Origin of the sequence: Cellulophaga sp. Hel_I_12 (genome assembly GCF_000799565.1) — a bacterium.
Lineage (GTDB): Bacteria > Bacteroidota > Bacteroidia > Flavobacteriales > Flavobacteriaceae > Cellulophaga.
Map to the genome: position 1 here is coordinate 1,205,554 of NZ_JUHB01000001.1, position 26,726 is coordinate 1,232,279.

Consider the following 26,726-nt stretch of genomic DNA (forward strand, 5'->3'; position numbering starts at 1 on the left):
ATCCATCTTTATAGGTTTATAGGAAGCTTTATACTACAGATGAATAAATAAATAATCCAATACCAAACTTTATTATTATGTACAGAAATATTATAAAATTATGTGTTCTGATATTTTCGACGGCTTCTTTTTCGCAGGCTGGTCATATAATGCAAGGTGTAGGTTCAGTAAATATGTCTATGGGTGGTGCTGCAACTGGTCAGCCACTTGATATTTCAGGAGCCCTACATTGGAATCCTGCCTCCATCTCCGCCTTTGATGATAAAATAGTAAAGTTTGATATTGGACTCTTCTTTTCTTCTCCAGAATTGCGTTCTACAGTACCTGAATTTGATACTAATGGTCAGCCTACAGGTAATTTTTTTAGCGGAAATACAAAAGATGATAGAGGTGTATCTCCCCTTCCTTCTTTGGCAATGGTTTGGGGAAAAGAAGGGAGCAATCACACTTTTGGAGCATCCGCTTTTGGAATAAGTGGTTTTGGTGTCACTTTTCCTGAAAGCACTACAAACCCTATCAATATGCCGCAAGCTATGGGTGGCTTTGGCAGGATTGAATCTGACTATATACTTTTACAAGTTGGTTTCACATGGGCTTATAAGCTATCGAATGAATTTTCTATAGGGGTAGAACCTACTTTTAACTATGCAACCTTAGCGTTAATACCCAACCCGACCGCCAATCCAACTGGGGCAGGATATCCATCGTCAGATAAGGCTTCAGCTATAGGCTATGGTGCACAATTTGGTGTGTTTTATGACTCCGGCAAAGGATTTAAAGCGGGAGCCTCCTACAAAACTACCCAGACTTTTGAAAATTTTGAGTTCACTAATACATATTTAGACAACTCCACTTCAACCAATAGTTTTAACATGGATTACCCGGCAGTTTATTCTGTTGGACTTGGCTATTCTTTAGAGAATGTTGATCTAGCCTTGGATTACAGAATGGTAGACTATGAACATACCGATGGCTTTTCAACTAGTGGTTGGTCTCCTACAGCTTCTGTATTAGGATTTGGATGGAAAAACATGAATATCATTTCAGCAGGGATACAATACAAAGGTGTAGATAAATTACCTTTAAGGATTGGATATACCTTTAGTTCCAATCCAATAAGTAGTGAATTAGCCTTCTTTAATGTACCGGCACCAGCTATTATTAAAAATGCTTTTCAATTTGGGTTAAGCTATAAGGCAAGTGACCGATTTTCTATAGATGGAGTATACCATTATGGCGCAAGTGGCGATGCTACTTCCGGACCGATTCTCAATCCTCAATTCATTCAAAATTACCCACCATATGGGGCTATTCCTGGAAGTGAGGTGTCCTACGATATGACTACTTCCATGATAATGGTAGGGGTGAGCTATACCTTTGATAAGGTAATGTGACGTATCACGAAAATCATTTTCTTCGGCACTTCTCATGGCAAACACCACTTAGGCAACTTTTTAATTTTTAGGTCTTTTAGTATTACGATTAGAACTTAAGAAGAATAGCATTACATGCTAATATTCAAATTACACAAATTCTAATCAAAGAGCTTTAGTTAGGTTCATTCAGAAAATTTTCCATAAACCTCAAAGTAAAAATTTGAGGTTTTTTTATGGCATATATTACTACTATTTTTGCCGATTTCCAGTGCTTCTTGATTTTCTTGTGAAGAAAATAACGGAAAAGGTGCTGTTTGTCTGCATTGTTTAGAGCTTTAGTTTGACATTTTTTTTAAAAACGAAAGTCAAATTGCTTTTAAATGCGCTATGAATTTACGACAATTAAGTTAAAAATGTGCACACCTGATTGTACACCTTTTATTTGTTATTCTTTGATATTATCTGATGCCATTAAAAACAAAAAACACTGATAATCATACGATTAACAGTGTTTTGTTTAAACCTATTTCTAGGTTCGTCGGGATGACAGAACTAAATTGTCAAGCCATAATATTTTCATTACCAGACATTTAGTCCGTTTCAATAAACCGAGGTAACCGTAAAGGTAACCTATAGTATAAATTTTATTTCTTATTGTAAATATACTTTAATATTCGAAACTAAAAAACAATATATTACGCTAAATTCTATTTTTTTGAACTCAAAAACAGCTGACTTTTATAAACCCAACTATATTTTTAAAAAATTAAATCTAAGGATTCATTTAAGAGGTTCTTATTTCCCTTTCATGAGTTTTTCTAAATACTCAATTTTTTCTTGTTCAGCTTGAAGCAATCGCTCGTAAAGTTTTTTATTGTCTTCATGGGCTTCTAAAAGCTTATCGAGTGGATTGAATGTACAGCCATAATTAACTGCCGATGAATTGTCAACGTGATAGGTGTTCCCGATTATATTTAAAACAGCCTCGTCAGAAAAATTCTCAATTCCTTCTTTTGTTACCCCAAGAATAGTTGCAATCTGTTCCAATTTGTCATTTTCAATCTTTTCAGATTGTTCAATTTTAGAAACAGCCTGTTGGCTAATACCTAATTCTTCGGCTAAGGTTTCTTGTTTCATCCCCCTAAGCTCTCTAATACGGCTTATTTTTCTACCGATATGGTTTGATTTTGTTGCTGCTTCCATATTCCAAATATAGCTTTTTTTTCAAAATTTAGACTAGTTGTATCTCACAAATTTATTTGCGTAAAATACAATCAGCTGTGGTTCGATACCTCTTGATTTTGCATTTAATTTATGTAAATATCAAAAATCATGAAAGACAATGAGATACTAAAATTCCCTTTACGGGAAGAACTTATAAATTTACTACAAGAGGAACTACCATTACATTCCGTTTATGTTATAAGCTTTTCTTCAGAAATAAAGAGACAAGAGATTTTTTTGACACCTAAATGCAATAGCAAAAATGAAATGTTTACCTACACTTTACTTATTATTGGATTTAAATCACCAAGTAAAAACCTATCTGAATTTATGGAGGAGCTATATGTAAAGACGAAACAGGGCTGTAGGGTTAACATCATTTTTCATACCCTTTCTAATATCAAAGAAAGAATAGAAATAGGCGATAACTTTTTAACTAGAATCATATCCCAGACGCCCTGCATGTACAAAATGGACAATGCATTATATAGATTCAGCCGAATTAAGCTGTTCTTTCACAGTAGCATATACAAAAGGATTAAAAAAGAGTGGAAAAGTCGCATCCATCGGGCAGACTATCTACTTGCTGTTGTCAATACAAACGATGAAAAAAAAGACGCTAACTCAAAACTTGCTGTAATGCATTTTGCTTTAGAGCAGGTATGTCTAAGTCTTTTGCTTATTTTCTGGGAATACAAGCCACATTTCTATTCCTTATCCTATTTAATGCAATTATGCAGTCATTTCACTGAGTTGCCAAATAAAGTATTTCCTAAAACCACATTCGGTTTACAGCGCCAATTTTATATGTTATGTAATGCGCAGCATATTCTGCGTTTCAAAGTCACTAATGAATTTTCAAATAAGGATGCAGATAAGGTTTACAAACTATGTTTACGGTTTTATAAAGAATCCAAAATACTCGGAAAAATAAAACTGGAACAGCTTAAAAAACTTCATCACCCAGAAGCAGTTCATAATTAATTATTCCCATAAAGAAGAGAAACTATGAAAACAAACACCAAAAAAATAAAGCAAGTCAAAAAGTTACTTGAGAATTTCTCAGGAGTACAAACAGAACCGTTTCGCAAAGGTACTAGAAAGACGATTAGTTTTGAAGTGTTCGATCATGAAGATATCACGCACAGTATTTCCGCACTTTTAGAGGTCTGCTATTATGCGTTGGATGGCGATGGTAGTTTTATAGCTCCAAAGCATACCAACAAGTCTCAAATATCCTCAGTCACCAAGGTATTGGAAATAGTGATAGACCTCTTACCCCATGAGCAAATGTTTTGTATGGATAAGCTAACAGAAATATTGGCTGATGAAAAGAAAAAAGAATTTGATTAGAAATGTATTGAAAACAAAAAAATAAACGAAAAGAAAATTTCAAAAACACTTAAACAAAATAAGCACATTTTCAGAACGATGAAACGATGACAAAGTGATGCTGTAGAAAACGTAGTACTGATAGGGGTTTAGGAGGATTTTGGACAATTCTTGAAAGAGATGCTGATGAAAAAGAAAAAAACACCTTACTAATTATACTTTTTTTTGATGAAATGATGATATATAGTGTTAAGACTAGTAAAAATAAGGACTTAAGGCGTCATCGTTTTGTCATCATTTTGTCATCAAAAAATTATGTTGATACGAATTGGTATTAGAAGGCAAGATATGGATAAGAAATCAACAATAGCACCATTGTGTAAAAAAGTCTGGGCATCCGTTCAAAAATACGCCGACAAAACTTAAGTGCTTTCGAAAAGAGCAACAAAAAAAAAGCTTCGTTGCGAAGTCCGTTCCACCCAAGAGCCTGATCCTTATTAAAGGTAAGCAAAAAAATCAATGGATGGCTCGAATAAGGCCAAGCTATAGGCGTTTGTGCCATCTATCTTACCTGTACATGAATAACCTTTAGATAGTACTTTAGAGCTCCTTAAAAAAATAATTATAAATTCTTTTTTTTCTTCACCAGCACATAATTTTAATGACTATCGGTTTGGAATAAAAAACATGCCAAAGATACCAGACCGCAAATAAATGAAGCTAAGAATTGAATCATTTACTTTTTTTACCCTGAGTACTTTCCTTTTTTAAAGTTAAAAAAAAAGCAGAAAATAAGATAAATTGAAAAAGGATTCCTCCTTGATTCCATTTACTTCTTTCAGAGCCTATCGCCTTCCCTTTTTGATGGTTAGATATAACCTAGGATTTAAAATTAGCAAAGGGCTATAAATAGCGTAGCGTTTTATGCGCCCACTAATTTAAAATCCTATAGGTTTAAAATCAAAAAGGGAAGGTGTCAAAAGAATCAATCTAAGAAATCGTTTGAAGTTAAGATCGGAATCCAAAACTAAAAAGTTGGTCAAGCGAACGTAAGTCAAAAAGTAATCTCTAGTAAAAACATATAATAATCAAATTACTTTTTGGCTTGTGTTCAAGACCTTTGGACGAAGCCTTATTTTCTGAAATGAAATGTAAGGAAATAAGGGTGAGGACTAGGATGGTTGTTGCGATTTTCACAAAAGGGTTGTTAAGCTAAAAATGCTTTGTGAGTTGTTAAAAAATATGAGTTAAAGTTTGATTGAATTGCATTTTAATGACTCTTAGTTCTTTGTTACCAAACGTTTTTATTTCCGACTTGCTATAAATTCATCTGCAATAATGTATGGTTGACCTAAACTAAAATCGTTTGGACTAACATCTTCATTTCCAAAAATCAGAAGTTTAGCATTCGGTCTATTCGCATAACCTTTATCATATCCATCCGTTTCCTTTTTTACTTTAAAATCTATTCCGTGTTTTTTACATACTTTTTCAATCGATTCTTTTAAAGGTTTTGGTATTGATACATTCCGCTTTCCGTTTTGTTTATAATTCTCATTCAGAGCCCAAAAATTCTTGTGAATTGGAATCCAATTTCCAGCAACTTTTTCATATTCAAAGAATAAGTCACCCATAAATTCACTCGGATTTTCTGGATATTTTATCAATTTACATTCCAATTTCGCTTTATGATAAGTCCAAAGTAGTGGATGGTCAGTTAAAATTTTCAGTTTAATGTATGGAAGATACAAGTCAGCGTAAATCCTGTTAAAATCTATTGTTTTGTGAGCAATTAATCTCCAATGCTCAACATTATGCATTTTTCCGAAATCGTCTTGCTCTTCAACTACAAAATTGAATTCCATTGTTTTATATTGACCAATCTGACCTTTTAATTCAGTCAAATGTAAATGTCCATTTTGATAGAATTTTGTAGTATTTGTTCTTTGGATTAATTGTTCAATCATTGTTTTTTCAAATTCTGACTAACGTCAAGTTAAATCATTGGTAATCAAGTTATTTTTAAATCCGAGATCTTCGGGTTTTAATTCAAATTTATCGATTTGTTTTTTAATACGGTTCATGAGCCCAAGTTTTCTTTTTTGATCCAGGAACAGGTATTGTTTTGGAGGTTGATATTCGACTTTTTTTGTGACCATGTTCCATATAATCACAGCAAGTTTTCTTGCTGTCGCGCTGACGGCTGAATGTCTTCCCTTTCGATATGCGACTCTTCGGAAAAAGTCTGAAAGGTGGGTGTCCTTTAGGTTGCCAATGGCATTTGCTGCCTGACGCAAGGCAATTTTCAATCGATTGCTTCCCTTGGGTATTCTATTGCTTAGTATTTTTCCACCTGATATTTTATTGTTTGGTGCGAGCCTTAACCAAGAAGTAAACTGCTTTGATGATCCGAACTTATAGAACCCATCGGGACCTATCTCGCTCATTATCGTCAGTACAGTCGAATGACTCAAGCCTTCTATGGCGAAGAGATCGACTCCATCAAAATAACGGAAGGCAATTTGGTTCATGTCCTTGATTTGCGGTGCATTTTTGTTGATTCTTTTATGGGGCTTTTCAGTTGTTTTTATTTTGTTCCTTTCTGGATGCTGTTTTAACTCATGCTTTAAAAAGTGTTCGATTCTTTTGTCGCAGTCCGCTATCTTTTTTTGAAAGAATTTATAGCACTCAAACTCTTGCTGCAGCCCAAAAAGATAGTCAGTACGGTTGTTGCCGTGCAGGGCCCTGGCAATTTCCTCTATTGGTTTCCTGCAATTGTAGTGTCTGTGATCGGCCAGGCTTTTGGGGTCTAGATTGCCCTTTCAGATGTCCTCAATGATCTTCATTCCTGTAAGTCCGCACACATCCTTGACCACGACGTCCAATCTAAAGTTCAGTAGCTTTAGGTACTTCTGCATTTTGTGTGTTGTTGATGCCGCCAGGTCTATCCAGTTTCCCCTTTGCCGGCAGAATGTTCTTAGCTGCTCTGTTGTATTGTCGGGCAGGAAACTGCCTGTGAGCAGTCCAAGAGTGTGTAGTTTCTGTATCCATCGACAGTCCTTTACATCTGTTTTTTTGCCTTTGGCATTTTTGGTGAACTTTCCATTGGCAAGTACCACTTCAAAACCAAAAGAGATAAGCTCGACATACAGGTTTTGCCAATAGTCACCCGTGGACTCCATCGCCACTGTGGTTACGCCAGAGTCCAGGAGCCACTGGCAAAGTTCGGTCAGATTTTCGGCGTAGACCCCGAACTCCCTGACATCCTCGAGTTCTTGACCAATAGCCACATAGTGTGAGCGACTGCCCACATCGATTCCGGAGGCATTGAAATTAACAACGTCCATTCCGAGCTTCATTTTTCTTTCCATGATAAAAAAGTTTGTGGATTAGTAAAAAATGACCCTAAGGAAATGTAACTTTGATATATAAAATTATGCTGAACGGTGTTCCACTATTTTGGACCACCACTGAAATTATCAACAAGCCCTTGAATTACTACTTCAGGGGCTTTTACACTTCAACCAGAATGTGTCCCGGGCTATTATGCACCAGTTTGAAAATCGGCCTTACATAGGATCGATATAAAGTTCGGGAGTTCTTACCGTTAGCTCAAGAAATTAATAGAAATTTTTTGTGTGGGGAATGTGTGGTAACGCTACGTTTATGAAAGGTAGCGTTTAAAAATGCGCTAACTTTTCGATTCAGCAAAAGCTAAACCTTTTGCGTTTTGTTTAAATTTTTTCTCTAAAAGCAAAATCAAAAGATATGGCGGACTTTACAAACACCCTAAATACTATGTATTTTACACTTGCCGCTCTATTTTCTAAAGCCATGGTTATTTTCTTTTGTCAGCATCTGGGTAAGCCTATTTACAAATCCTTTCCTTAGAATAACCATTTCCTTCGATAATTATTAAATTTACTCAAATTAATTCATTAACCTTGTTTAGTCCATGCCCGAGTATCAAATTTTTAAGAATATTCAGAAACATATTTCGTTAAGTGATTCTGAAAGGCAACTCTTCATTTCTTTAGTAGTAGAAAAAGATATAGCTAAAAAAGAAATAGTACTGGAGCAAGGTTCTATAAGCAGGAAATTATATTTTGTCGAATTTGGAAGTTTAAGGGCATTTAACGTCAACGAAGAAGGTAGGGAATCCACTATTATGTTTGCAGTTCAAGATTGGTGGATTACTGATATGAACTCTTTTATAAATCAAAAACCCGCCTTGTTATCAATAGAAACATTAGAAGTCAGTCGGTTAATAGAATTTGATTTTTCTACGCTAGAAGAACTATATAAGCGGTTACCAAAATTCGAGAGATTTTTTAGAATTATTTTTCAAAACGCTTATATTAGAGAACAACTTAGAGTTTTAGATAAAATCTCTTTTACTACAGAACAACAATACACAAGATTCGTTGAAAAATACCCTCAAATAGTCCAAAAAGTAACCCAAAAGCAAATTGCATCTTATCTTGGAGTTACACCTGAATTTTTAAGCGCTGTCAAAAAGAAATGAGCTTGTCTTAAACTATCTTAATTTTTAGGTTGTTGTTATTTACGTTCTTTACAAAAACTTAAATTATGATGATGATTTTAATCGCGGGTCCTTACCGAAGCGGAACAAATAATGATCTGGAACTTATCAAAAAAAATATGGACAGATTAGAGTCCGTTGCACTGCCGATTTTTCGGAAAGGTCATATTCCTATGATTGGTGAATGGGTGGCAAATCCATTGATTGAGTTAGCGGGTTCAAAGGAGGTCGGAGATGAAATATTTACTGAAATTCAATACCCCACAGCACACAGGTTATTGACTAAATGTGATGCAATTTTGAGAATCGAAGGTGAATCAAAAGGAGCTGACCAAGATGTCAAAATAGGAAAAGAGTTGGGCTTAAAAATTTACTATGACGTAAATAAAATTCCAGATGCAGAATAGTAAAGTTCGGAATCTAAAGACCGAGGTACTTTCTGATAATTGGTATACTTTGAGAAAAGTCACTTTCGATTATTTAAAAAGGGATGGAAGTTGGGAAACACAAAGCAGAGAAACTTATGATAGAGGAAATGGTTCAACTATACTTCTTTATAATAAAGAACGGTCAACTGTAATACTTACAAGACAGTTTCGAATGCCAACTTATGTAAATGGCAATAAAACGGGAATGCTAATCGAAACTTGTGCTGGACTTTTGAGTAAGGAAAATGCAACAGAATGTATTAAAAGGGAAACACAAGAAGAAACGGGATATGAAATTTCTTCCGTGCAAAAGGTATTTGAAGCATATATGTCTCCTGGCTCTGTAACTGAAATTGTTTATTTTTTTATTGCAGAGTATAAGGACTCCATGAAAGTCTCGGAAGGTGGTGGAGCAGAAGGTGAACAAGAGGAAATTGAGGTTTTAGAACTGAAAATTGACGAAGCGGCTAAAATGATCGAAAACGGGGAAATTAAAGATGGAAAAACAATAATGCTATTACAATATATACAACTAAGAGGTATACTATAAAGTAACATGTTCAAAATAAGTCCATTCGCAAATCTGCTCAAAATTCCTCTAATTTATAATTTTTTTTTGAGCGATTGAAGATAACGACTTACCTAAGAACAATATGGGAGTAAATAGGCGTTTGCCTTCCGGGCATGTACTTAGGAAAGTCTTTTGGTTTTGTTTTATTTTTTTTCATCAGAGCAAAACCCTAAAGATTTTGCACACACATAAATATACACAAACCATTGGTTTAAACACCAAAACCCGCATTACTCATAGGTTTTGTTGTAAACAGTTTTTAGAATATTACTCTTATTCTATTTTTGGTTTTATTTAATTCCTGATCAACTTTTTATATCAAAAATTCAAATTAATAATAATCTTCTGCTATTTTAAAAAGTTTGGATTTCTTTTACCAACCCAACCTTCACCAGTATAAACAAACAAAGGCACAATTAGTTTTTCAATAGAATCAATAAGATGTGAGTTATTTTCTATTGGTTGTTTCGACAACATTTGCCCAGTAATTATCGATTTTTTTCCAATAGTGTTATCGAATAAAATTCCTCTAAGCCATATTTCATTGGGTAAAACATAATTAATTGAGAATATCACACGATTATATGAATCGAGAATTTCAAAACCTCTATCATCTTGATTCCATGTGAAAAGACAATCGTTATTCAAAACAAACTGACTATCTTCCATAATTAGCGAAGCTTCTCCCTTACTATTTTTTAATATCCCTGTAAATAATATTCGATTGGTTAATGAATCAACTTTAACTTGTAGATTACAATCAGTTGGTAAGTGATTTTCAAGTCCCTTAGGAAAAAAGCACATCCTTTGTTTTAATACTGAGATAGATCCTTTCCAATTAAGTCCAAAAAAAGTTGAGTCGTTTTTTCTTGAAGAAGGTCCTAATATAAAGTGTATTGAATCTTTCTTGTTGGAATTTGCGGAACTTAACAAAATCCCTCTTTGATTCCTATCTGGGTTACATTCCCATGGTAAAGTAGAATTCACTTCTATTATAGGGTCTGAAAACACGCTATTATATCTGTCATAAGCTTCCCAAAATAATAGTGCTATACCAATAATATAAACTGTTTTTGCATATGTGGATGTAGAAATTGATTTCCAATGGGATTTGCAGAATAATAATATAAAAATTTTCTCTTTACATTTCTTATTATCTACTTTAATTCTACATTTTTTCATTTTGGCCATATGTATCTTAATGAGATAATTGTTTACAACTCGATATATCTGTATATAATATATTTAATACAGGTTTATGTTTCGGGATAAACGTATTAAAACTTTAATTATTAATACTGTGTTCCAATTATTTAAAATTTAGGTTTCGGAAATAGTCTATCTTCCAAATATATGAATTTACCTTTAGATTTATTTGTAAACTTTAAGACTATAATTTTGAGCATAGACTTATGTAAGTTTCTAATGTTTAAAATATTTTATCATAAGTATAGGCTGAAAATTCAAAACATTGAGTTGTCTATTTTTAGTAAAAAATAGCCTAAATTATTTATGTCTAATCCTCACCAACTATATATGAATTTTGTATAATGTAGATGTAATCTATTTTGAATAACTAATATAATTTCATTTTTCCGTGAAAAACACATTGGGTTTGTTCAGCTGAGCGTTTATTTCCTTGAAAAATGAAAATTTCCAAAAAATCCAATATAAATATAAATCAATAAACAAAGGGCTTCCGAAGGATAATAAAAACATAACATCGCTTTAGCGTGTTATCCTCTTGCTTTTCCCCTTAGTTTTGTAAACATACTTTTTTTAGGGATCATTTAATTGTTTGAGAGTTTCTTTAATTCTTAACTTCCCATCGGGGAATTCTCCACATAGTAATAGCCTCAAGGCCTTACTAAAATTATTTTAAATCTACCCTAAAACACTACCCAACTTAAACATAGGCAAATACATAGCAATTAAAATAACGCCAACTACAATCCCGACAAAAAGTATGATTAATGGTTCCATTAAGGTTGACATCAGTTTTGATTTTTGCTGAACCTCAATACCATATTGTAGATTTAACCGATTAAAAATGAATTCTGTTTGGTTGGTTTCTTCCGCTACCTTAACCAAAGAAATCATTCGATGATCAAATATTTTGTTTCCTTTTAGACTATCACTTAAACTATAGCCCTTTACTATTTTTTCTTCAACCGATTTTAAAGCGTCTTTTAAAGGATAAAAATCAATCATTTTACTTACTAATTCTATACTATTCAAAATAGGAACTTTTGAAGAGGTTAACAAAGTAACCGCTTGGGTGAATTGCGACAAATAAACGGATTTTATAAAATCTCCGACAAATGGAATTTTTAAATATCCATAATCTCTATGCTTTTTGAAATTTTCATTTTTGGTGAGTAGTTTCCTGAAAATTATAATTATCAATAAAAATGCAACAACCCACCAACCATAATTTCCAATAAAATCTGAAAGACTTACTATAAATTTCGTAATACCAGGCAATTCCACATTATTTTGTTTAAAAATATCTTGAAACATGGGGACTACCAAACGCAACATAAAAATAACGACTAAAACGGCAGTAACTAGAATAATTATTGGATAGGTAAGTGCGCTAATCAAGTTTCTGCGTTGTTCATTTTTCCTAGCAAAAAAACTACCGAGCTCTTCGCTTATTTTGGACATTGTTCCCGTTTCTTCTCCAATTTTTAGCGAATAATATTCGTACTCGGTAAATTCCTTTTTAGAATGAATAATTTCAGAAAAACTCATACCTGACACCAAAAGATCACCCATTTCGTGAAAAAATGTTTTTAACTTATCCTTTTTCTGATTTTCCTCAATAAGTAATAAGGCTTCTTTTAAGTTAATTCCTGCCTTTAAGAGTACACTAATTTCAGTATAAAAATCTTCCTTTTTTTTATTGGAGAAGGATTTCCCGAAAAAGGTAAGTTCCTTTTGCAACAGGGTATTAATGTCCTTACTTTTTCCAGAAGGTCGTTTAACAGTCTTTGTGTTTTCTAGTTTAAAACCCATTATTTCAAATATGTTTGAGCCGTATTATTCTTATACACAAAAATTACTTTAGCACCTTCTTCTTTTTTTGTCAAAATTTTGATAGCATCAATTTCTCCCACTGAAACTTCATTACCGTCAAAATAAAACATTTTATCAGTAATCGTAATTTTCAAAGTATCTAAATCACGTATAACAGTAGTTTCATCAAATTGATATTCCATTACTCCTACTTCATTTTCAAAACTTAAAATATCACTTTTAGCGTTATAATTTATCGTAGAATAGGATCTAAAATCTACCCAAAGTGCTTGTCTCAAAAGGTTCACTTCTGTTCCCTGTTCATAGTTTTGTTGAATGCCACTCATTTGTTTCTGAACTAGGTTTAAAACACTAAAAGCAAGACCGATAACGATTATGGTAATCACTAATACCACAATCATTTCACTCAAAGTAAATGCTTTAATGCGCTTTAAACTATTCAATTTCATAAATATAGGACGATACCGTTTTTTTAGATTTGTTATTTGTTGCCTCTAGCTTAACAGAGCCAACCTGTTTAGGAGAAACAGAGGACATTTGTATCTCCCAATCATTCCATTCCTCTGAATAGGGTATTATAATTTTTTCTTTATAGTACTCGTATTCTAGCTCTTGCAACTTTTCTGTTATTGGCTGGGTATTCCCGTTAATGTAAGTAGTAAAAATTGTATTTAAAAGTAAACTTGCCATCATAAAAACCACTACAATCAACACAGTAGCGACCATAGTTTCCATTAAAGTGGAGGCTTTTATTTTTTTTAATACAGCCATTTACTTACTTTCTTTTTATTCCTATTTTCGTCATATAATAATCCTACATACTCATTGGATAGCAATGGAGCATTTATCTGTCCGTTGTACAAATGATTTTTATATATACTCCCATTTTCCAAGGCCATAAACATTGCTGTGGTAACACTGCCTAACACTTCTCCTTTTAGTTCTAAGGCCTCTTCACAATATAACTCTCCTATAATGGTCACCATATCATCGATTTTAATCTGAGGATAAAATTGTTGATCGGTAGCGCTTCCTAAATATAAAACGACACCTGAAACCGTCGTATTTTGTTCGATACTAATATTAGCATTTTGTTGATTTGGATTTGCTCCTTGGCTTTCATTTTTACTATTCACTACCAAGGCAGAGGGATAGTTTAACTGACAATTTTTTCCGACTTCGATAGTTTTTGAAGCTATGGCTTGAAAAGTACCGAGAACTTTGTCTTTAATAATTATTTCAGGGGCTATAAGTATAACATCTTGTAAAATTGCAGACTCCTGGACAATAATCTTTCGACTAGCATTAATGATAATATTTCCTGTTAATTTTAGGTTTGAAAGGGATATCACATCACCATAAACAAATTGGGTTTCTTGATGAAAGCTTAGCGCAAATTCAGTTCCGTTCGGTAATGAAATAGCCTCACCTACTCCGTAAGATTGACTAGATGTAAGCTTATTTAAATTCTCCTGTAATTTAGCATCTAGTTTTGGAAGTTCACTTATACTTATTTTTTGCTGCCCGTATAATAACTGTTTTTGAAAATAAGAATTTCCAGAAATGTTTCCCGTTCTTATCCCTTGTTTGGGTAAGAAAGCATCCCCGACAATTTTTGTGTTTCCCGCAATGACCATAGGTCGATTTATATCTTTTAGATAAAGTGCTGGTGAATCTTTTAAATATTCAGCGCCTACGAGTGCAGTTTTAGTGAACTTACTTTTTTGAAATGAAGCGACCACCGTATATTTTTCAAAAATGCCCCAGTAATTTTTAATAACCTTAGTTTCTATAGGATCATCAATACCAAGTTTTAAAGGAAGTGTATCATTTAAGACTAAATCTTGCTGCATGGCATAAGCCAACCCTAAATCTGTTTTTTTGATGGTTTGTATCAACAAGTCTGTTTTTTTACCAAAAAAGGAATGGGTATAACTTAGCGTCACGAAAGTCAATAATAAAATAGCGATAACAACCCCTATAAAGAGTACAAACTGTAGGGCACCAGCTTTAAGTTTCAGGTTCCATTTCACTTTTCAAGGGATAAAGTGATTCGTTTGTTTTGGTAGCTTACTTTAATAGTTTCTGTAGAACCAGAAATCAGCGTTACGTCAGCAATCTTATCTTTTAGTTTCATCATGTGCTGCTGTCCGTTGATAGTTACAAAAAATATTTTCTGTTGGCTATTGCCGTCGGTAATAAAACCTGAATATTTAATATCAATAGTCGGCTGAGTGACAACTGTTTTATTTGTGTTTGTTTTCTTGGGTTTAGTTTCAGTTTTCATAGCCGTTTCTAAAAACGGATCTCGATAATCAGCAACAATACTAAACTTATCACGCTCTTGGATTTTTTTAGGTTTAAAGGATAGGGGCCTAGACGATGGCACTTCTTTTACTTTATCAGGCATCCAATTGATTATTTTATAGCCGATTAATCCCCAAACTATAAGTACTAGGGCGAGTAAAAGATATGTTTTTGTATTCTTTTGCACTTTAGTTGATGGTTACACTAAAAACGTTAGAAAAATTACTTTCATTAAAAGCATCATAAGCTTTTACACGCCAATAATAAGTTTCACCTGAGGTAAGGGTAGCTGTAAACGTTTTATCTGTTCCTATGTTTTTAGATTCTAGGGTTTGTAAATCCTCCGTTTGGTAGATAAAAATACTATCGCGTTCTGCTGTTCCTGCAATATTTTCACGAGTCCATGAGAAATTAACCAACGTCTCAGGCTCAGTTGATCCATTTGCTGGAGCTGCCAAAACTGGGTTATTTGGTGGAATAATATCCGCATTTACATCACCATCTATTTCAAAACCAAAACTAACATAAGGAGTTTCATAGCCCGAATTAATTGCCTTTATACGCCATTGGTACACACCATTTAACAATCTTTTTTCAATACTCGTAATTACCCTGCCTAAGGTGTCTTGTATCACCGTACTATCCATTAAAATTTGTACCGCATTCTCAAAATTTGGTTGCGCTATTTGAATGCGATAAGCTTCTGCACTATTCAATTCATCCCAATTAAAACTTACCGTATTAGAAGCTATAATAGTGCCGTCTTTAGGTGCTAAAATTTGAACTTCGGCTGCTGAAATATCATCCACCTCTAAAATATCATCACAAGAAAATAGAAATAAACTAAAAGGCAATAGCGTTATGTACTGTTTTACATTCATACTATAATTTTAAATAAGATTTGGTTTTTGATTTTATTTTAGATGCTTTAGTATAAGTATCCCTAGGGCAAGCTTCGTTTTTTTGCACCAAGGCTTTAATAATCTTATTATGATACCTATCCGCCCCCCAACAGAAAGAAACATAACTATACTCAAAAACTTCAAAGTGCGAAAAATCTATTTCAATTTTTTGGTTGTTGTTTACTGTGAATACTGTTAATTTATTTCTAGCATCTTTTTGTAATAGTATGGTTTCTGCCTGCATCAATGTAGATCGCAATTTATCAGTTATGGTTATATCGATACTCGTTACCAGCTTGTAATCTCTATCATTTTCTAGATAGGAACGCACCCCATTATTAATATCATTATTTAAAAGATCCGTTAACTCAATTTTATCTAAGAGTTCTAGGCGAATGTATTTTGGTTTAAAGGGCATCGAATCTGTATACGAAACACTATTTATTCGGTTTGCATTTTTTAAATAATTAGTGTATTTATTGTAGCTCGCTTTATTAAATGGCATCGCTTTAGCAGAAACCAAAAGCGGTTGTTCATAATTTAGAATTCCGATTTGCGCTTGTGACTGATACCAAAAATCACCTTTTATCTTCACAAAACTCCCTAATTCAGGAAAAGTAATTGCCGCAGTTTGTAGTTTGTTTTTGTAGCTTGAACAAGAATTTAAACTTAAAATAAATAAACCTAATACTAAAATTAAAAAAAAATGTTTCATATTATTTATCACTAACAACATATAAATTTACTTTAAAAATATTACCGCTTCAACGAAAAATGCCCTTTTTCAGTTTTACCATTATCATACGTAAAGCTAAACCAATAATCAGATGCAGGTAAGGCTTGGCCGTTATACATCCCATCCCAGCCTTGACTATTTAACGGTATTTGTTTTACTAACTTTCCATAGCGGTCGTAAATACTCACTACAGAGTCAGGATATTCATTACCGCCGATAATATTCCAGAAATCGTTAGTGCCGTCTCCGTTGGGTGTGAAGAACTTTTGATAGCCTAAAACGAATATAGTTTCTGATAGTGTTCTACATTCAAAAGGGTCTCTCACATAAATTGTATAATTACCGGGAAAAACCTCAAATTCATTTGTATTTTGATAGGTAATCCCATCAATGGAATATTCAAAATCGCCTATTCCTTCTGCATTTATTACTATTTGTATTTTATCAGAAAATCCATTGGTGTCGAAACTTATGGTTTCTGGTGCTCCTGAGGAAACTACTTCAAAATTCGTGGTGTTTTCACAAGTTATGCCGTTATTCGTTTCGGTCACAGTAAGTTCATAGTTTCCTAAACTTGAAACGCTGAAGTTTCTTTCGGTACTAAGTTCTATATTTTGATTGTTTTTCCACGAATAACTTTCAAAATCGCCTCCATCAATTTCTAAATTTGGACTATCGGGACAAATGACATAGGTTTCTTCTAAGTCTATTTTTGGCAAACTATTGAGGATCAATTGAAAATAAGTAATGGCATAACAGCTTTCTAAACTGCTATTGCTAATTCTAGCATATATCGTTTCTGTTGTTTGTTGGTTGGTGTAGCTTGTTTTGTTGATAGGGTTTTGATTGGCTATCGCATTTGCTTCGCTCGTAAAATAGCGCACATTAAATTCATTAGAGTTTTGTAGTCCTAAAACTTCAGTATCTTTTCGCGATAGATCAAAAGAATCTTGTCCTGTTTGATTAACGTTGCAAGCGACAATATTTGTAACCATGCTCGTAATGGGCGTATTAAAAACTTGTACTTGAAAACTACTAGTGACAACGCAAGCCGTGTTTGAGTTACTTTGTACCCTGTAAAACACCTCTTGTGTTCTTATGGTATTGTTCCATAGTCCCACAATAGGGTTAGTATTGGTATCGGCCTCAGTTTGACTTGTGTAATAAGACACTGTAAAATCTAAGTTGGATTGATTGCCTAGAATTTCAACATCTTTTTCGCTAAAATCAAAACTTGTAATCCCGTCATTATCATTATCGCAAATTTGCCAATTAGTTACTGTTTGAAGTACAGGCGAGTCATTTATTGATAGTTGAAAAGTAGTCGTTGCGTAGCAGCCTGAACTCGCATTATTTGCCACACGTACATAGATAGTTTCATTGTAGGCAGTGGTATTGTTATAATCAGTGTTGTTTAAGGCGTTTTGACCTACATCCGCATCGCCTTGGGAATTGTGGTAACTTACCGTGAAGCTTGTTGAACTTTGACTGCCTAAAACAGTAGCATCATTTAGAGAAAGGTTAAAGTTTGAAATTCCATCATTGTTATCATCACAAACAGCACTATCAGCAATCGTATTTGCGGTAACTCCTAAAATGACTTCTACTATAAAACTTCCTGTTTGGTAACATTCATTGTAGGCTGAGTTTTCAATGCGGTAAAAAATATCTTCTGTTGGGTTTGTATTCGTAAATAGACCGACAATAGCATTATTTCTAGTATCTGCATCTGCTGGATTTCGGTAATAACTGATGCTAAAAACAGAAGCATCTTGATTGTTTAGTATTTCAGTACTTTTAGTACTTAAATCAAAATCATAAAAACCATCCGTATCATCATCGCAGACGGTCCAATTTGGTACTGTTGTAGTTGCTTCTGGGGCTTTTTTTACTGTGATATCAAAACTTGTGGTGGCATAGCATTCTGGATTATTTCTATTGTAAATTCGTGCATATACTATTGTTGTAGTTCCATCACTAGTTCGAGCATATTCGTTTGGTAATTCATTTAAGCCATTTTCGGCATCTAAAAGCGCGTTGTGGTACGATACACTAAAAATACCAGCATTTTGCAATCCTAAAATTTCTGAATTTTTGGAGGATAAATCTAGTTCGTATTTAAGTGCTGATGTACACATATTTATAGTTGCGATCGGGTTAGCTATAGGATTTTCATAAATGGTGAGCTCTAAAGACTTTGTAGCGATTTCTACGCCAACTGTTGCTGTTACTGTAACCGTGTAATTGCCTGCTGTAGCATAAACATGGTTTGGTGTTAAGGCTGTTGACGTATTATTTGCACCTGAAATCGGTTCACCAAAATCCCAAACTACAGAGTCGACCGTGTCATTTAAGGTAAATGCTGTCGTATCACCTAAACAAGTATTTTCAGCGGTAATGTCATCAATTCTAAAAAAAGATTGAATAAACGGTGGTAAACCTGCCATACCGATACGACCATTCAAATCGACGGAATTGTAAATAAAATTACAGCCTACCCCCAACACATTAGGGTTTTCAATACTAAACAAGAATGGTGTGCCTGACACCAGTCCATAAATTTTACCATCTATAGCAAGTTGTAAGGTATAACCGATATAAGCACCATTACCAATAATAGTTTCTGATGCAGCAATATCTGCTGCCTCCAAATTGTATTGATACATATTTTGTATTTCTACAAAACTTTCTGTTTCTGATAGGTATAAAATCTTACCTGATGGTGAAAATTCTACTCCATATAAGTACCAACTATCGGATACCTGAACCATATTACTTACCACTCCTGTAGTAGTATCAAAATCAAAAACAAAGCCTGCTCCAAAAAAACCAGTATAGGCTATAACCCCTATATTACCTTGTGGATTAATTTTCATAGCACCTGCTCTATGGTTAATTCTTGTAATCGAAAATATACTTGGACTTGTTACTGGAGTTAAATTTACACCGGCAGTTGTAATTGAAAAGGCTTTGAATTCATTGGTGTCAACAGTATGCCCCAACACCCAAATATCTTCTCCATTTGCATTTTTAACAGCTGTAACCTTTTCTGTGCTGGAAGGCAATAAATTTATATTTTTTAAGGCCGTAATAGCACCCAATCCACCATCCAATGTTATATCTACTTCAGAATAATTCATTCCGTTGCTACCAGATTCAAAATCCACAGTAAAAATGTAATAAATATTTGGGTCTTGTGGTTTAGGAACAATCATTGCAGTTTGTGTACTATCATCACTACCTAATAAGCCTGTACCATTGAGCATTATTTGGTGATTGCGATTCCATACTGTACTACCATCCGAATAAAATAGAAGATTGCCATCAGGGTCTGAAATTGTGGAACAACCTTCCATGGTATTTAAAGCACCATCGGTTAATGCCACAGGGGTACCACTATTAAAATCTAAACCTGCATTTTCACCAAAATACCAGATAGCCGCTTCTTTTTGGCTAAAAACCAAAGTGGACGCCAATAGAAAAATGAAAATGGTTAGTTTTTTCAAAGGTTGACTTTATACGTAGGAAAAATACTAAAATTTAACAGAAAAAAGTGCCTTATTTTATGATTTTCGATAAAACAACTCAAATTCTATAAATACTATTTTTGAAGCATAATTACCGATTTAAAAGCATTTTAGGCTATACATACAAATCTTGAAAACTAAGAAACCTAGTTTTACAGTAATATAGCTGTCTTCCTCTTCGTTTTCCTCGTTTTATACAATGTAACGAGCTGCATTTTTTACAGTTCATAACTGTAAAAATAATCAAGAACCCGTTTGACCCATGAAAGAATTTAGAATTATTATTTGACAATATCTAATCACCTTTAATGAGGTCAATTAACAGAAGTAAGCCTTAATTAAGAGACCTACTTCTAATTTAAATTATTGATAATCAATATATAGTTTTGAGCCATTTTCAAAAGCACCCATTTGGGACACTACAAAAAACCACCTCATTAAAGGTGGTTTTTTGATTAAATTTAATGCTTGGAAGATATTATCTTACAAACTATCTCTTACATATATTTTCTTTTCAAAATATGTTTTACTAATTTTATTTATTACTGAATTACTATTAGCTAATTTTTCAGGATAATATTCAATAGCAATACCTCTTAAAATTTTATCTCCACTTGTTTTAAACCATTTTCCAAATGGGACGACAAATTTTTGATTTAATCTTTTGTTGAAAAATTTCCGATTAAATGTATCTGATTTTATACTTAAAAAAGTGTCTACCTCTATTAAACCTTCATTAATAAATCCTTTTTCATATTTATTTTCGTAACCCTTAGATAATAAAACATAAAATTCAGAATTTGAAGAAAATAACCTTGACCTTAAATATGCAGCCGACCTTAAAGGCTCATTTAAATTGATAGTATCTTTATTGAATAAAAAATCAACAAATTTACTTTGTTCAAATATGGTATCTTTTCCTTTAACTTTCCAATACTGGTTTAAATATTCTGCTCCTCTAATATTTAAAAAATCTCGTGTAAAGATAAGCTCTCCTTTATTATCATAGAAATGCCATACCCCAACGCGGTTATCTTCTATATCAATAAATCCCTCTGATTCAACAATGCCATTTGGATACATTATTTTTTTATTTATAAATTTATCGTCATAATATTTCTTAAAAGAAATAACATTTCTTTTTTGTGAAGTATAATAGATTGAGGAATCCAACCGCTCCTTATTTTTATAATGTATTGCTTTTAGATTTCCATCATTATAAAATTCTTTTACTTCATTTTTTTTCTCAACACATGAAAATAAAAATATGCACATAGATATAATAAAACTGTTTTTCATAACTCTTATTCTTTTGGTCTTACAACTCTAATACTATCTATTTCAGCATTACCACTTAAACCTAACTGCCCATTTTGTGCAGATTCTATTACCTTACTTGCTCCAAGTGAATCATTCCTTTGATAATTGGTTGATACCTTGCGTCTTGCCATACCGACTCTAAACATTTTTAATTTTTCATAATAAATGATAACATTATATTTGGTATCATCAACATCAGGTTCTGGACTCGGAACTTCCATTGTTGCTTCGTTAGATTTAAATAATGAAGCTATTTCATTTAGAATAGTATTAAGTGGATTAATATCCCCAGAACCTGCAATTATACTGTGAGACCCTCTGTCCGTACCGGTAACAATACCACCACCAGCAGTTGTACTAGTTCCTGATAAACCATCTCCCAAGATAATTAGACCATCCTGTGTCGTGGTAGATTGTTCTTTAGATTTCTTTTTACCTGTTACGGTAACTTCATCCAAAGGAATAGAATTTAGTCTCATTGGAGTACCATCTTCTCCCCAAATTATTCTTGACTCTTCATCATAATACGTTGGTCCAATATAAGTATATCCTTTTGGCAAAATTGTATTTTCATCAACATCAGGGTCAAACCAAACTGAGCCATCAGGACGTCTATAATAATCCGTAAAATTTTGAGAATCATTAGGGTCTGCAAATAAACCATTGATATCTACATAATATACTGGATTGTTAAGAGCATAGTTGTATGGAGAGCTAATTCTCATTGACTCCGATAAATTATCTATATTGAACCAACGCCCTAAACTTGCATCATAATTTCTCCATCCGTAATCAATCCAATTAATACCTAAATCTTTTTCAAGCTCTTTACCATTGTAATTATAGTAGTTATTTTCCACACCATTCACAACATTATTATACCCTTTATGTTCAAGTCCAAAGGGATAAAAATTACTCTCTTCTATGATCTCGGATTGTGTTTCTATAACCCTATTACTATTAGCATCCGAGTATGATAGTCTAACGTTCCCCAAATGGTCTTTATATTGATATACATATTCGTAGTTTCCGTTCTCCACATGTACATACCCTTCTGGCGTACTAAAGAACTGCAAACTACCGTTCTCATAGATATAGTTGCCTGCATATTCCGTATTACCTGTACTCACTGTTTTCTTTTGTTTTACTCCCGTTGCATCGTAAATATACGAAATTGTTCCACCATCTATACTCACTTGTGTAGGTAAATTTAAGTGGTTGTAGTTGATTGTAGTGATTTCTTTGTTGGTGTCACTCGTCATGTTCCCATTAGCATCATACACATAATCTGGTACAGAATCAGATCCTCCATTAATGATATCATCCTTAAATCCAAAACGGTCTAGGGTTGATCTGTCATCTACAATTCTCAATTTGTTACCACCATTATAATAGGTGTACACCAAATCATCCATTAGCCCAAAGTCTGTAGTTGCTACTGCTAAAGGATTATCAGATCTATGTCCGTTTCGTTTTAATTTACCAATATTTCCATTTTTATCATATTCAATTCCAAACACTCTATAACGTTGGTCTGTCGTATTGTCTGTAGCTGCTGTTATTCTATTAAGAGCATCGTATCCATATTTGTACCATTTTAAACTATTGTCTGTATTCGCTGTGCGCCACTCTGTTTCAGAGATATTACCGTTAAATAATGGTGTTGCTCCATGGTTCATGGTATTGTAATTGATTTTAAAAGCAAACAAGTCAGTACCCATACTCGCAGGATTATTAATCTGCTTTAACCAGCCTCGTATATTATAGGCATAATCAACTGTTTGTAAAGTGCCCCCAACTTGCTTTTGTTTTAACTGCCCAAGATCATCATAAGTATTTTCTGCAATAACTTCTATAGCTCCGCTATTGATTGTTTGTTCTTGCTTAAGCAGTCTGCCCATATGGTCATAGGTAAAACTATCTTCAGTGATGATTGGGGCATTAGTTCCTTTCGTGTGGGTAACTTTACTTTGTTCTACTTTACCAACAAAGTCTAATTTAGTTTCTACAATGTCATTAGTATTTAGATAATTGTTTTTACTCGCGCCGTAGATACTCCTACCCTTTTGATCATATCCTGTGATGCTAGTAATCCAGTCAGTAGTTGTCAGTACTCGTACTTTGCCTACAGTAGCTAGTCCTTTGGTATTAGTTGCTTTCGCTTGACCCTGTACCACTGCGGGTATGCTTAAACCATCAGTGTCTACATAAGTATCATAATAGTTTATCGTATGGATCTCGCTAATACCACTTGTCGGGTATCCTCCATTGTTGTAATATATTGGAGTACCTCCTATAATTGTCGTTGAAGTTGCTTGTACTACCCAATTAGGAGTTGTTATCGCATTGGCTGCAGTTTGAAGCGTGGTTCTTGTGGTACTGGCTGGTATGCTAACCAAGCCTGTGTAAGCTACTCTTCCAAAGGCATCGTATTTTGTAAATAGCCATTTACCTTGTGCTTTTAAATTAGGGTCTCTGGTCAGTATAGGTTGGTCTAGTTTGTTATAGAGTATTTCTTCCCAATTCGTTGCTGTACCTTTACCGGGTATTTTCTTTTCCACTAATCGGTTGCGATGATCGTACTTGTATTGGTAGCATAACTCGTTGAGTTCTGTTGCTGATATACCGTCTGCCGTATTTACCTTTGGAGGGATGACATAAGTTAGATTTCCAAAGTCGTCATACACATAATACGTATCGTGAGCAGCTTGTGGCGCGCCTGGGAGATCGGCATACGTGCGCTTTAATACTACTCGACCTTGTTTGTCAGTAAACTCTTCGGTGGTATTGTTCTTTGTAGTACCGCTGTGGTTTTCATCTTTCGTGATATTCTTATACAACTCTGTTGCTTCGTAATAGCCAGTAGAGCCTCCTGTTAAGGTTGGTGAATAGGTATTGTTTGAGAATGTAGTTGTTACCCCATAAAGGCGTACATTATCATTATTTGAATTGGTTGGATTATTTGGATCAAATGTATTTGTTTGATACTCAAATTCTATTTCGTGACCACCTCCTTTGCGCCAATCGTATCCTGGTGCTGCTTGTTTGGTGACTCTATTTAAGGGCGAAGGTTCAAACTCCTTCTCTGAAAAAGGATTTAGATAACTTGCATTTAAATCTGTACCATAATTGGCTTGGTAATAGGTATTGGTAGCTGTGACTACATCTGTTCGGTAACTGCCTACTGCACCTGTAGTGGTTTGGTAGGGTAAATAGTCTTTTACCTGTCGGCCATAGGCATCATAGCCAATATGGGTGATGATATCTTTTTTGGTCGGCGATACTTTTATATTTACACTCTGCATCGGACGTCCTAAACCATCAAAATAAGCGATGCTTTCTATGATATCCCTATTCTGAGCAATTTCAGTATCGGTACTCATTGCTCTTTGGTAGCTGCGAGTATAAACGTAATTTTCATTACTAAATGTAGGAGGGGTATAATCGCAACCATTGTAAGTCCCTGCTTCATCTGGGCAATTATCTGTATTATTCAAAACATAGCCTATAGGTTGTACGCTGTAGTAAACACCATTGGCTGGATCGCCAAAACCATCTCCGTCTACATCTTGATAGAAGTATTGAGGTTGTATGTTAGTAATGTTTGTTGTACTGTCATCATAGTCATTTCCATTGCTCACATAACTAGCGGGCTGAGTACATGAAGTGGTCGTGGAGTTTGAATTTCCAAAACCATCTCCATCGGTATCGGCATACCAAATAGTATTAGGATTGATGTTTGCATTTCCATCATTACAGTCCAGACTATTATTCACATAATTTGATGGAGGTGTACAACTAGTTTGCGTGATGGAAGCATTGCCGAAACCGTCTCCGTCTGAATCGGCATACCAAATAGTATTCGGATTAATGTTTGAATTCCCATCATTACAGTCTAGATTATTATTCACATAATTTGATGTTTGTGTACAACTAGTTTGCGTAATGGAAGCATTGCCAAAGCCGTCTCCGTCTGAATCGGCATACCAAATAGTATTAGGGTTGATGTTCGAATTCCCATCATTACAGTCTAGATTATTATTCACATAATTTGATGGTTGTGTACAACTAGTTTGCGTAATGGAAGCATTACCGAAGCCGTCTCCGTCTGAATCGGCATACCAAATAGTATTCGGATTAATGTTTGAATTCCCATCATTACAGTCTAGATTATTACCAACATAATTGGGTGGAAGTGTGCAACTAGTTTGCGTAACTGAAGCATTGCCGAAGCCGTCTCCATCGGTATCGGCATACCAAATAGTATTAGGATTGATGTTTGCATCCCCATCATTACAATCTAGATTATTATTCACATAATTTGATGGTTGTGTACAACTAGTTTGAGTAATGGAAGCATTACCGAAGCCGTCTCCATCATTATCGGCAAACCAAATAGTATTAGGATGGATGTTTGCATCTGCATCATTACAGTCTAGATTATTATTCACATAATTTGATGGTTGTGTACAACTAATTTGTGAAATGGATGCATTCCCGTATCCGTCTCCATCTGAATCGGCATAGTACGTTGTTGAATTATTTATAATAGCCTGAATAGCGTGTCTGGTAGGTGCGGCACAATAGGCAATGTTGTTGTAACTTTCTGCGTAATATGTTGTTGTAGTACTTATATTTGGCGTATTAAAAGTCAATCCCGTAGCTAATGGAGCACCTCCTGTAGGGGTGCTATACCAACGAATTGTATTTGCATTATTACCTGGTGAAGCTGTTAAACTTACACTCCCTGAACCACACCGGTCATTATCATTACCAATAGCTGATGATACTAGTCCGTTAACCGTAATTTTAACGGCATCTGTATATTTAGTAATGCTGCCGGAAACAACTCTTCTCTGGTAATATCGTGTTGATGTTAATCCTGAAGGCGGATTATAAGAAGTACCAGTAGCTCCATTGATATTTGTAAAACCTGAAGTACCATTCGATGACCATTGCCACTGATAAGCATAACCACCTGAACCTCCCGAAGCTAAAGTTACATTACCTAAATTGTTAGGATCTCCAGAATAACAAATCGTATCTTCTCCTGTTATACTTCCAGGGTCTAACCCTGCTTGTACCGTTACATTTTTTAAAACCAAATAATAGGAACCTAAATAATCTTGTACTTCCGAAGAGACAAAACCTGAACCTGCCGTTGTAAAATTAACTATACAATCAACAGGTGTTGAAGATGTTATAACTCCTGCATCAGAGAAAAAATTTGCACTAGAAATATTGTAGGTATCGCCTGTTATATTATACTGATGGGACTCTCCGACATTTACGGAAGAACTTCCCGTGAGACTAAAGTTTGACCCTCCTCCTCCGGGACCACCAAATTGGGCAAAACTCTGTGATATGTAAAATAAAATAAAGAAAAAAGTAAGGGTTTTGCTTAAATGTTTAAAATCCATT

Annotated in this window: 21 protein-coding genes; 6 read left to right on the forward strand and 15 right to left on the reverse strand. The window is 34.2% G+C overall.

All coding sequences use genetic code 11. From position 1 onward, the window contains the following. Nucleotides 1–77: 77 nt before the first annotated feature. Entirely contained in the window at nt 78–1,394 is a 1,317-nt protein-coding gene (locus GQ45_RS05525; protein WP_047415831.1) for an OmpP1/FadL family transporter, read from the forward strand. Between the two features lie 777 nt (nt 1,395–2,171). Here GQ45_RS05525 and GQ45_RS05530 read toward each other — a convergent pair. After that, the gene (locus tag GQ45_RS05530) at nt 2,172–2,579 is read right to left on the reverse strand and encodes a helix-turn-helix domain-containing protein (protein ID WP_047415833.1); all 408 of its coding nucleotides are present in this window, start codon (nt 2,577–2,579) and stop codon (nt 2,172–2,174) included. A gap of 129 nt (nt 2,580–2,708) precedes the next feature. Here GQ45_RS05530 and GQ45_RS05535 point away from each other — a divergent pair, with 129 nt between their 5' ends. Then, nucleotides 2,709–3,584: a hypothetical protein gene (locus GQ45_RS05535; protein ID WP_047415835.1), complete on the forward strand. Its 876-nt coding sequence runs from the start codon at nt 2,709–2,711 to the stop codon at nt 3,582–3,584. Between the two features lie 24 nt (nt 3,585–3,608). After that, nucleotides 3,609–3,953: a hypothetical protein gene (locus GQ45_RS05540; RefSeq protein WP_047415837.1), complete on the forward strand. Its 345-nt coding sequence runs from the start codon at nt 3,609–3,611 to the stop codon at nt 3,951–3,953. A gap of 1,283 nt (nt 3,954–5,236) precedes the next feature. On the opposite strand, the gene GQ45_RS05545 is transcribed toward GQ45_RS05540, so the two are convergent. The 3 genes from GQ45_RS05545 to GQ45_RS18225 form a co-directional block, all read right to left on the reverse strand. Next, a complete protein-coding gene (locus GQ45_RS05545) occupies nt 5,237–5,899 on the reverse strand; it encodes a hypothetical protein (RefSeq protein WP_047415839.1) in 663 nt (220 codons plus the stop codon). Between the two features lie 24 nt (nt 5,900–5,923). Next, nucleotides 5,924–6,463, reverse strand: coding sequence for a transposase (locus tag GQ45_RS18220; RefSeq protein WP_231555156.1), 540 nt, complete (start codon nt 6,461–6,463; stop codon nt 5,924–5,926). Between the two features lie 291 nt (nt 6,464–6,754). Next, complete coding sequence (locus tag GQ45_RS18225; RefSeq protein ID WP_231555157.1) at nt 6,755–7,303, reverse strand: IS110 family transposase; 549 nt, start codon at nt 7,301–7,303, stop codon at nt 6,755–6,757. A gap of 584 nt (nt 7,304–7,887) precedes the next feature. On the opposite strand from GQ45_RS18225, the gene GQ45_RS05555 reads away from it, so the two are divergent. The 3 genes from GQ45_RS05555 (at nt 7,888) to nudK (ending at nt 9,453) form a co-directional block, all read left to right on the forward strand. Further along, the gene (locus tag GQ45_RS05555; protein WP_047415841.1) at nt 7,888–8,457 is read left to right on the forward strand and encodes a Crp/Fnr family transcriptional regulator; all 570 of its coding nucleotides are present in this window, start codon (nt 7,888–7,890) and stop codon (nt 8,455–8,457) included. Between the two features lie 137 nt (nt 8,458–8,594). Beyond that, a complete protein-coding gene (locus GQ45_RS05560; RefSeq protein WP_231555158.1) occupies nt 8,595–8,882 on the forward strand; it encodes a DUF4406 domain-containing protein in 288 nt (95 codons plus the stop codon). Further along, a complete protein-coding gene (gene nudK / locus GQ45_RS05565) occupies nt 8,872–9,453 on the forward strand; it encodes a GDP-mannose pyrophosphatase NudK (RefSeq protein ID WP_047415845.1) in 582 nt (193 codons plus the stop codon). Before GQ45_RS05560 ends, nudK begins: the two co-directional genes overlap by 11 nt. 369 nt (nt 9,454–9,822) lie before the next feature. Here the strand turns inward: nudK and GQ45_RS05570 are convergent, their stop codons facing one another. The 11 genes from GQ45_RS05570 to GQ45_RS05620 form a co-directional block, all read right to left on the reverse strand. Further along, complete coding sequence (locus GQ45_RS05570) at nt 9,823–10,656, reverse strand: hypothetical protein (protein WP_156125353.1); 834 nt, start codon at nt 10,654–10,656, stop codon at nt 9,823–9,825. A 702-nt stretch (nt 10,657–11,358) separates the two neighbouring features. Continuing rightward, nucleotides 11,359–12,492 (reverse strand): type II secretion system F family protein, encoded by a 1,134-nt coding sequence (locus GQ45_RS05575; protein WP_047415849.1) that lies wholly within the window; start codon nt 12,490–12,492, stop codon nt 11,359–11,361. Beyond that, nucleotides 12,492–12,962 (reverse strand): hypothetical protein, encoded by a 471-nt coding sequence (locus GQ45_RS05580; protein WP_047415850.1) that lies wholly within the window; start codon nt 12,960–12,962, stop codon nt 12,492–12,494. The genes GQ45_RS05575 and GQ45_RS05580 overlap by 1 nt, the downstream gene beginning before the upstream one ends. Beyond that, nucleotides 12,949–13,284, reverse strand: coding sequence for a hypothetical protein (locus GQ45_RS05585; protein ID WP_047415851.1), 336 nt, complete (start codon nt 13,282–13,284; stop codon nt 12,949–12,951). Before GQ45_RS05585 ends, GQ45_RS05580 begins: the two co-directional genes overlap by 14 nt. Next, nucleotides 13,272–14,546 carry a hypothetical protein gene (locus tag GQ45_RS05590; protein ID WP_047415852.1) on the reverse strand — a complete coding sequence of 425 codons (1,275 nt, stop codon included), beginning with the start codon at nt 14,544–14,546 and terminating at the stop codon, nt 13,272–13,274. Before GQ45_RS05590 ends, GQ45_RS05585 begins: the two co-directional genes overlap by 13 nt. Further along, complete coding sequence (locus GQ45_RS05595; RefSeq protein ID WP_047415854.1) at nt 14,543–15,007, reverse strand: hypothetical protein; 465 nt, start codon at nt 15,005–15,007, stop codon at nt 14,543–14,545. The genes GQ45_RS05590 and GQ45_RS05595 overlap by 4 nt, the downstream gene beginning before the upstream one ends. Nucleotide 15,008: 1 nt before the next feature. Continuing rightward, a complete protein-coding gene (locus GQ45_RS05600) occupies nt 15,009–15,701 on the reverse strand; it encodes a hypothetical protein (RefSeq protein WP_047415856.1) in 693 nt (230 codons plus the stop codon). A 1-nt stretch (nt 15,702) separates the two neighbouring features. Then, nucleotides 15,703–16,437 (reverse strand): hypothetical protein, encoded by a 735-nt coding sequence (locus tag GQ45_RS05605; protein WP_047415857.1) that lies wholly within the window; start codon nt 16,435–16,437, stop codon nt 15,703–15,705. A gap of 41 nt (nt 16,438–16,478) precedes the next feature. Further along, a complete protein-coding gene (locus GQ45_RS05610) occupies nt 16,479–19,964 on the reverse strand; it encodes a T9SS type B sorting domain-containing protein (protein WP_047415859.1) in 3,486 nt (1,161 codons plus the stop codon). A 504-nt stretch (nt 19,965–20,468) separates the two neighbouring features. Continuing rightward, nucleotides 20,469–21,284, reverse strand: a complete 816-nt coding sequence (locus GQ45_RS05615) for a hypothetical protein (protein ID WP_047415861.1) — start codon at nt 21,282–21,284, stop codon at nt 20,469–20,471. 5 nt (nt 21,285–21,289) lie between these two features. Next, nucleotides 21,290–26,725, reverse strand: coding sequence for a DUF6443 domain-containing protein (locus tag GQ45_RS05620; RefSeq protein WP_047415863.1), 5,436 nt, complete (start codon nt 26,723–26,725; stop codon nt 21,290–21,292). Between the last annotated feature and the right edge of the window lies 1 nt (nt 26,726).

What these genes read in the sequence shown, in the direction of transcription:
- GQ45_RS05560 (WP_231555158.1), top strand. Translation starts at nt 8,595, where the DNA reads ATGGACAGATTAGAGTCCGTTGCACTGCCGATTTTTCGGAAAGGTCAT.
- GQ45_RS05615 (WP_047415861.1), bottom strand. Translation starts at nt 21,284, where the DNA reads ATGAAAAACAGTTTTATTATATCTATGTGCATATTTTTATTTTCATGT.
- GQ45_RS05570 (WP_156125353.1), bottom strand. Translation starts at nt 10,656, where the DNA reads ATGAAAAAATGTAGAATTAAAGTAGATAATAAGAAATGTAAAGAGAAA.
- nudK (WP_047415845.1), top strand. Translation starts at nt 8,872, where the DNA reads ATGCAGAATAGTAAAGTTCGGAATCTAAAGACCGAGGTACTTTCTGAT.
- GQ45_RS05580 (WP_047415850.1), bottom strand. Translation starts at nt 12,962, where the DNA reads ATGAAATTGAATAGTTTAAAGCGCATTAAAGCATTTACTTTGAGTGAA.
- GQ45_RS18225 (WP_231555157.1), bottom strand. Translation starts at nt 7,303, where the DNA reads ATGGAAAGAAAAATGAAGCTCGGAATGGACGTTGTTAATTTCAATGCC.
- GQ45_RS05530 (WP_047415833.1), bottom strand. Translation starts at nt 2,579, where the DNA reads ATGGAAGCAGCAACAAAATCAAACCATATCGGTAGAAAAATAAGCCGT.
- GQ45_RS05545 (WP_047415839.1), bottom strand. Translation starts at nt 5,899, where the DNA reads ATGATTGAACAATTAATCCAAAGAACAAATACTACAAAATTCTATCAA.
- GQ45_RS05535 (WP_047415835.1), top strand. Translation starts at nt 2,709, where the DNA reads ATGAAAGACAATGAGATACTAAAATTCCCTTTACGGGAAGAACTTATA.
- GQ45_RS05575 (WP_047415849.1), bottom strand. Translation starts at nt 12,492, where the DNA reads ATGGGTTTTAAACTAGAAAACACAAAGACTGTTAAACGACCTTCTGGA.
- GQ45_RS18220 (WP_231555156.1), bottom strand. Translation starts at nt 6,463, where the DNA reads ATGAACCAAATTGCCTTCCGTTATTTTGATGGAGTCGATCTCTTCGCC.
- GQ45_RS05555 (WP_047415841.1), top strand. Translation starts at nt 7,888, where the DNA reads ATGCCCGAGTATCAAATTTTTAAGAATATTCAGAAACATATTTCGTTA.
- GQ45_RS05605 (WP_047415857.1), bottom strand. Translation starts at nt 16,437, where the DNA reads ATGAAACATTTTTTTTTAATTTTAGTATTAGGTTTATTTATTTTAAGT.
- GQ45_RS05585 (WP_047415851.1), bottom strand. Translation starts at nt 13,284, where the DNA reads ATGGCTGTATTAAAAAAAATAAAAGCCTCCACTTTAATGGAAACTATG.
- GQ45_RS05525 (WP_047415831.1), top strand. Translation starts at nt 78, where the DNA reads ATGTACAGAAATATTATAAAATTATGTGTTCTGATATTTTCGACGGCT.
- GQ45_RS05540 (WP_047415837.1), top strand. Translation starts at nt 3,609, where the DNA reads ATGAAAACAAACACCAAAAAAATAAAGCAAGTCAAAAAGTTACTTGAG.
- GQ45_RS05620 (WP_047415863.1), bottom strand. Translation starts at nt 26,725, where the DNA reads ATGGATTTTAAACATTTAAGCAAAACCCTTACTTTTTTCTTTATTTTA.
- GQ45_RS05600 (WP_047415856.1), bottom strand. Translation starts at nt 15,701, where the DNA reads ATGAATGTAAAACAGTACATAACGCTATTGCCTTTTAGTTTATTTCTA.